Source organism: Arhodomonas sp. AD133, assembly GCF_051195215.1.
Classification (GTDB): domain Bacteria; phylum Pseudomonadota; class Gammaproteobacteria; order Nitrococcales; family Nitrococcaceae; genus Arhodomonas.
In genome coordinates this window covers 84,624-90,623 of record NZ_JBNAZM010000017.1, presented here as the reverse complement: position 1 = coordinate 90,623, position 6,000 = coordinate 84,624, and the positions used below count along the sequence as shown (strand labels likewise).

General features: G+C 58.9%; 7 protein-coding genes. 1 reads left to right on the top strand and 6 read right to left on the bottom strand.

Annotated features, from left to right (window positions below; genetic code table 11):
- Positions 1 to 423, top strand: a 423-nt coding sequence (locus ACPEES_RS11870; protein ID WP_435103705.1) for a transposase, incomplete at its 5' end; no start/stop codon positions are given.
- A 22-nt stretch (positions 424 to 445) separates the two neighbouring features.
- Here ACPEES_RS11870 and ACPEES_RS11865 read toward each other — a convergent pair.
- From ACPEES_RS11865 to ACPEES_RS11840, 6 genes are all read right to left on the bottom strand, one after another.
- Positions 446 to 1,312 (bottom strand): polysaccharide deacetylase family protein, encoded by an 867-nt coding sequence (locus tag ACPEES_RS11865; RefSeq protein ID WP_435103704.1) that lies wholly within the window; start codon positions 1,310 to 1,312, stop codon positions 446 to 448.
- The gene (locus tag ACPEES_RS11860; RefSeq protein WP_435103703.1) at positions 1,309 to 2,196 is read right to left on the bottom strand and encodes a sulfotransferase domain-containing protein; all 888 of its coding nucleotides are present in this window, start codon (positions 2,194 to 2,196) and stop codon (positions 1,309 to 1,311) included. Before ACPEES_RS11860 ends, ACPEES_RS11865 begins: the two co-directional genes overlap by 4 nt.
- Positions 2,193 to 2,510, bottom strand: coding sequence for a hypothetical protein (locus ACPEES_RS11855; protein ID WP_435103702.1), 318 nt, complete (start codon positions 2,508 to 2,510; stop codon positions 2,193 to 2,195). The genes ACPEES_RS11860 and ACPEES_RS11855 overlap by 4 nt, the downstream gene beginning before the upstream one ends.
- On the bottom strand, positions 2,507 to 3,379 hold the full coding sequence (locus tag ACPEES_RS11850) for a glycosyltransferase (protein ID WP_435103701.1): 873 nt from the start codon (positions 3,377 to 3,379) through the stop codon (positions 2,507 to 2,509). The genes ACPEES_RS11855 and ACPEES_RS11850 overlap by 4 nt, the downstream gene beginning before the upstream one ends.
- Positions 3,380 to 3,456: 77 nt before the next feature.
- Positions 3,457 to 5,403 (bottom strand): tetratricopeptide repeat protein, encoded by a 1,947-nt coding sequence (locus ACPEES_RS11845; RefSeq protein ID WP_435103700.1) that lies wholly within the window; start codon positions 5,401 to 5,403, stop codon positions 3,457 to 3,459.
- A gap of 78 nt (positions 5,404 to 5,481) precedes the next feature.
- Positions 5,482 to 6,000 (bottom strand): pilin, encoded by a 519-nt coding sequence (locus ACPEES_RS11840; RefSeq protein WP_435103699.1) that lies wholly within the window; start codon positions 5,998 to 6,000, stop codon positions 5,482 to 5,484.

The window sequence follows — 6,000 nt, the reverse complement described above, 5'->3', positions numbered from 1 at the left end:
TACGACGGTCACACACTCGCCGAGACGCTGGAGCAGGCCGAGATCTTGAGCGGTGTCGCGACGAAACGCTGCTACGTGGACCGCGGCTACAAGGGCGTCGAGATCCCCGGGGTGAGCATCTTCCGCTCGGGTCAGCGCCGCGGGGTCAACACCCGGACCTTGAAGCGAGAGCTCAAACGCCGTAGTGCCATCGAGGCGGTGATCGGGCACATGAAAACCGATGGCCGCATGGATCGTTGCCGCCTGAAAGGCGCCATCGGCGATGCGCTCAATGCGGTGCTGGTCGCCGCCGGACACAACATCCGGCTGCTCCTCCGGGCCATGGCGGCTCTATTGCGCCGTATGCTCACCGCACTACTGGCCGTCGTTGATGTCACCATCTGCGACTGGGCTCGCGAACCCGCACTGCAGGGCGTGGCATAGCAGGTTGTTCAGAACGGACTACCTATGATCGGATTAGTAAAGTCCGCCATGCTGCTTCAGAACACGTTATCACGTCGTATCCGTGGGCCAGTACGTGCTCCATCACGCGTTCGAACAGACCGATTGCATGTCGCCCCGCATAGAATGGGTGGTCGTATAGGCATATGTATGGGCGATGGTGAGCTAGCTCTACATCCAGTTCCGCCAGGATCGCCTCGTCTGATAGTCCTGCGGCTCGCCGTGTTTCCAAATAGCCGACACCGCCGGGTTCACCCGCCAAGGTGTTGGGTACGGAAGTGATTAATCCTGTCGATGTCCGTAACCGCTTGGGCCCAGCATTGGGGTGACGAAAGTCAGCAATCGCTTCGAATTCCTGCTCGATCAATACGTCGGGCAATAAATCGGGAGAGTTCCAACCCGGCGAGGCAAAGGAACGAACCGGACCGCCCGCAGCTGCTTCAAGATGAGTCTTGCCCCAGCATACCTCCCTGGTCAGCTGCTCCCGACTCCATTCGCCTGCCTTTCGTTGCCACGTGGCGTGGTTGTGGCCTCCGTGCAGGCCGACTTCGTGCCCCCCATCCAAGATGCGTCGCACCATGGCGGTTTGGTGGGGCAAGATGCGGGGGTTGGTCATCAATAACCGTATCGTCTCCGCGCGGCCGAGCTTGCTCAGCGCACCAAAGGCGGGGGCGCGCTCAACCCCAGCCTTTTTCGAGGTGGCAAACAGCGTTTCGTGGGCGAGCAGGCGGCGATCGATAGCTCGTCCCGGATTGACGAAGAAGGTCAGTCGGGCGTCGTGCCGTTCAGCAGTTCGACATAATGGCTCCACGCCCTCCCGCAAACACAACTCTGTGTCCACGTCGAAGCGGAGTACGGCACACGGTCTCACCAGTGAACACTTCGGCCGAGAAGTGACCACAACCGCTCGTTGTGCGGGGCATAGAAATCCCGTAGTCGAGCGGCTATCGGGTCCGGGGCTCGGGCTCGGTAATGCCCGGTATTGTGCGGCAACGGGTAATGTCGGGTCCCCTTCGTGCGCCCCGGGGCGTCCGATTTCGCAAAGGCAACGACACGGCCGATGGTTTGTTTCGGGGATTCGGCCAGCTCGCTAAAGCCCAGCACCAGCACCTGATTGAAATCGAAATACCTCAGGTAACGTGATAGCTGATCGGCATAGATCCCACGGCGGAGAATGCCTGGCTCCGGCGGAGGTTCGATCGATTTCAGCAGTTGCATCTCGTGTGCGACGTATTCCTCGAATGAGGGTGGCGAGCCCGTGAAAAACAAGCTGTAAAGCGGATTGCTGGCCCGCTCCTGCCACATCGCCAGCGGCATGAACCCTCGCTCGGCCCATCGGCGATACATGTTCCAGGCGGAATAGGCCCGGGACACAGGCTCACGCAACACCATGACGATTCGCACATTGGGGTAGTGGGCGTGGATGCGCGCGGGTACGTCAGGGCGGTAGAGATACTCAGGAGTGGCCTCGAATCGCATCCCTCTGCCACGGCCGTGGAAAAAGCGCTCGTACCAAGCGGTTCCGCGGCGATAGCGTCCGTCGTGGCTGAAAAAGCGAACCTCCTTGCGTTGTGAGCCGGAAAAGCCTGGTGTTGCACACAGGTAGTTGAACAACGAGGTTGTGCCCGCCTTTTGCGCGCCCACGATCAGTAGGTCCGGTGGCCCCCCTCCGCGTATCGTCCGCCTGGTGGCGTACCAGCCCTCTTTGAGATAAGCGCCGCCCCACAGCAAGCGAGTCCCGATCCTTGGTGTCATGCACTGTTCTCCATGAGACCGGGATGGTATCGAAGCAAGTCGGGGTCTGCCTCCAGAAGCATGTCGCGGGCGTATCGGGCATCCGTCTCTGCTAACCGAGGGTAGTACCCGACCACATGGTTGTATTCCAGTATCCGTCTCGGCGTGATGTTGCGGCGGAGTGTGCTATTGGTGCGCCCCAGCAGGCGGTTCAGCCACAGCAGACGGGGGATACGTGCGGGGTTGACTGCGCCCTCGGGTAGCTCGCCGGTGGTGCCGGCCTTCTGCATGCTGGCGATCAAAAACGTCGGCTTCAGGAATCCTGCAGTATTCATTCCTTGTACATCAGCTGGGTTATCTGCTCGGATACCAGACCGATCAAAAATATAAGGATTGCGGTCGTTAACAAGAGTGCAGACATGTTGGTGAAACGGCCCTGCGTTATAAATGTAAAGCCGTAGTAGCCCAGTCCCAACATGAATAATCCTGCGCTTCCGGGGACAAATATTTTCAGGGGCGAATAGAGTGTGGCAATCTTGAAGATAATCACCAGAAATCGCAGACCGTCACGTAAGGGGCGTATATGACTTGCGCCGGTACGCCGAGCGGCCTTTATAGGTACGTATTCCACGGTGTATCCGGCGCGGAAGAACGCCATTGTGATCGTCGTTGGGTAGGAGAAACCGTTGGGCAGCAGGGACAGGAATTCTCGGAATTTCTCGGCACGTACAGCGCGAAACCCGGAAGTGAGATCCCGAATGGGGTTTCCGGTCATGTAGGTCGCGAGGGCGTTATAGAGATGGTTTGCCATACCCCGGCCCAGGCTTGCCTGCGAACCGTTGCCGCGGGCACCGATTACCATGTCTGCACCGGCGGTAACCTTCTCCAGCAGCCCTGGAATATCGCCGGGGTCGTGTTGGCCGTCGGCGTCCATGAAAACGAGGACGTCACCCTTTGCGTGACGAGCCCCTGTCTTGATTGCCGCGCCATTGCCCTTGCTGTAGGTGTGAGAAAGCACGCGTGCTCCGGCTTCTGCTGCCATTGCAGCAGTGTCGTCGGACGAACCGTCGTCGACCACCAGCACCTCTACAACCTTCGTGGACAGCGCGCGAATGCGGGCTACCGTGTCCCCCACTGTGGCCGCCTCGTTCTTGGCGGGGAGGATGATCGAAATTTTTTCCACCTCTTTTTCCTCGGCTTTCACCAGTCTGTTCCTATACTGTTTTTCTGCTCTCGGAACGCCGCAGTAAGGCGGCGCTGGCTATCTTTTTTTGCTTGTAATCATTCCGGTTGGCTCAATGCAGAGTCTGTATCCAAGCTCTTTTCTTCAAGCCTGTTCTCAAATCTCGTGATGGCTTTTCGTTCTCTGCCGAGGCGGTCTATCGATTTGAGACGCTGGATGCTGCTTTCAGCAGCATCCAGCTGATTGGTGGTCAGCTGGTAGTCTATGAGATTTCGCCACATGGCCGGGTCGTTCGGGCGCATCTTCATCGCTTTATCGAGTAACCTCTCGGCCTGCTGGTAGTCACCTGTGACGTTCAGCAGGAAGTTGGCCTGCATAGTGAGCAGTATGGCGTTCCCGGGATGGTGATTAACCGCCTCCTGAAGGATGGACTCGATCTCCTCGGGAGGGTATGGCGTTTTCCCTTTGACCAAAGGTTCGAGTACCTTGTAGAGCGCGTTTATATCCTGTGAAGTCAGGTTGTGGTGTGCGACGTACGTGCGCATGTCTTCCCACCAGGCCGACGGAACCGGCAGGTCGCTTCCGGCGTGCAGTCGGATCAACCCCTGCAGTGGCAACAATCCGGCATTCTCTAGTTCCGCCGCCTTCTGCAGGGTGGTTTTGGCAAGAACGAACCGACGAGTTCCGGGTTCCGGGTTGTCGATGAGCAGCATAAGGGCAAATGTATAGGCGGCCCTGGGCGATTCCGGGTTGTGACTGGCCTCGAAATACGCATGTTCCACGGGATGGGACCACTCGCTGGCGCGTACGAAGGTCAGGAATCCGTACAGCATGATGACTGCCACCACAGCACATTGTCGAGCGGATGGCCACTTGAGCCAGCGCGCGTGGAGTAATGCGGAGAAAAACGCAAGAATAAGGCCTGCAGAGCTCAGATAATTCCGGTGTTCGTACACCAGCTCCAGATTCAGAACGGTGGACACCAGGAGGTGCATTACGAAGAACCAGAGAATACCGAAGCTGACACTACGAAGACGCCGGCGCACTGCCACCGCGAGCGCTGCCAGGCTTGCCAGACCCAATGCGGCGGGCAAGGTTGTCCAAGGCGTCAACGGGCCTCGGGATACCGGGAAGGCATCATGGTACAGGGACAGGCTTCCCGGACTGGGCAGTATCGTCCAGGCAATGTAGTGCCAGAGGACACGCCCCTGGGTCCATAGCCGTTGAAAGAGATCGAACGGTCGATTCGATAGTTCGACATTCGACACGATGTTCGGGAGCAACCATGCCAAGCCGGCGAGTCCTGGCAGAATCAAAGTGGCCAGGAAGAGTCCGCCAATCATCCAGCGTTCCCCGGTGCGTGGGCGTCCGAAGCTGAAGAACAGCCATTCGATCAGAATGGCGTAGACCGGTAGCATCACGGCGGTCTCTTTGGCCAGAATGCCGATGGTCGTGCCCCCCGCAACGCCTCCCCACATCCATGCCAGTCCGCTCTGCCTTCCTGCCGCGAGACGCTGTCTGCCATGGACATAGGCCAGTAGCCCCACCAGCGTGAAGAAGGCAGCCAGGCTTTCCATGCGCTGAATGACGAACAGCACCCCGGTTAGGTTGATTGGGGCGAGGCCCCAGCCGGCTGCCACCAAGAGAGCCAGAGTGGTGGGCCGGACTATGTGGCGCTCTCCCCAGCGTATTGAGGCCGTTCGCAACAGCCCGCTGAGCAGCAGGAAGACGAGCAGCGTGTTCCCCAGATGAAGTGAAAGATTCGCCGCCTTCATGGGGAACGGGTCCAGGCCTGTGAAGTAGCGTTGCAAGGACAGGCTCAGCATCGCAAGAGGGCGGCGGAAGATGCTGGAGTCGCTCGCCAGCGCCGCCTGCTTCAATTGCGTCCATTCGAGTTCATCGATCTGCGTTCGCTTGTTGTTCACCAGGTTGGGGAAATCGTCGAACACGAAGCCGCCCGACATTCCGGGCCAGTAGGCCAATGCAACGGCTGCGAGCACGAGGCCGAGGAGCAGGGCCGTCGCTGTGCGTGAACGCAGATACATGCTGCAATTATTCCCCTTGTTCCGGGATCAAAAAAGCCCCGCAGGGCGGGGCTTCTTGCCGATGCTGGTCAGGCTAGCTTAGTAGCAGGACGACGGCAGATACCGGTCCTGGACAGTGCTGGTGCGGCCCACAGCTGCAACATTAGTCTGGGTCCCGTTCGGGGCACCTGAATCACCGCATACCCACGCCACGTTGGTGGTCGGCGGCCATGCGTCGACCGCCACGTGGAATACCAAGGTGTTGCCAGCGATCGAGGCGTTGGCCTCATTGCCGTACGTCACGGTAATGGTCCCGTCGCTATTTGCCATGACCTGGGAAACATATTGACCCTGGATGCTGGTTGGCTGCGACATTCCCAGAGACGCATTAGCGCTCGAACCGGAAGGCGACGGAAGACGGCCATGTTCACTTATGAAGTTACCATAAGCGGTCTTGGCGCTTGAGACCAGGCTCGGGCCTTCACCGACCTGCGCACCGACCATGTAGTCCTGATACGCCGGAATGGCGAAGGCAGCGAGAATGCCGATGATCGCCACAACGATCATCAGCTCGATGAGGGTAAAACCCCGCTGTAGACCTTGCTGCACTTTCTTCAT

Excerpts from the sequence above, each read along its gene's own strand:
- ACPEES_RS11860 (WP_435103703.1), bottom strand. The coding sequence starts at position 2,196 with ATGACACCAAGGATCGGGACTCGCTTGCTGTGGGGCGGCGCTTATCTC.
- ACPEES_RS11855 (WP_435103702.1), bottom strand. The coding sequence starts at position 2,510 with ATGAATACTGCAGGATTCCTGAAGCCGACGTTTTTGATCGCCAGCATG.
- ACPEES_RS11845 (WP_435103700.1), bottom strand. The coding sequence starts at position 5,403 with ATGTATCTGCGTTCACGCACAGCGACGGCCCTGCTCCTCGGCCTCGTG.
- ACPEES_RS11840 (WP_435103699.1), bottom strand. The coding sequence starts at position 6,000 with ATGAAGAAAGTGCAGCAAGGTCTACAGCGGGGTTTTACCCTCATCGAG.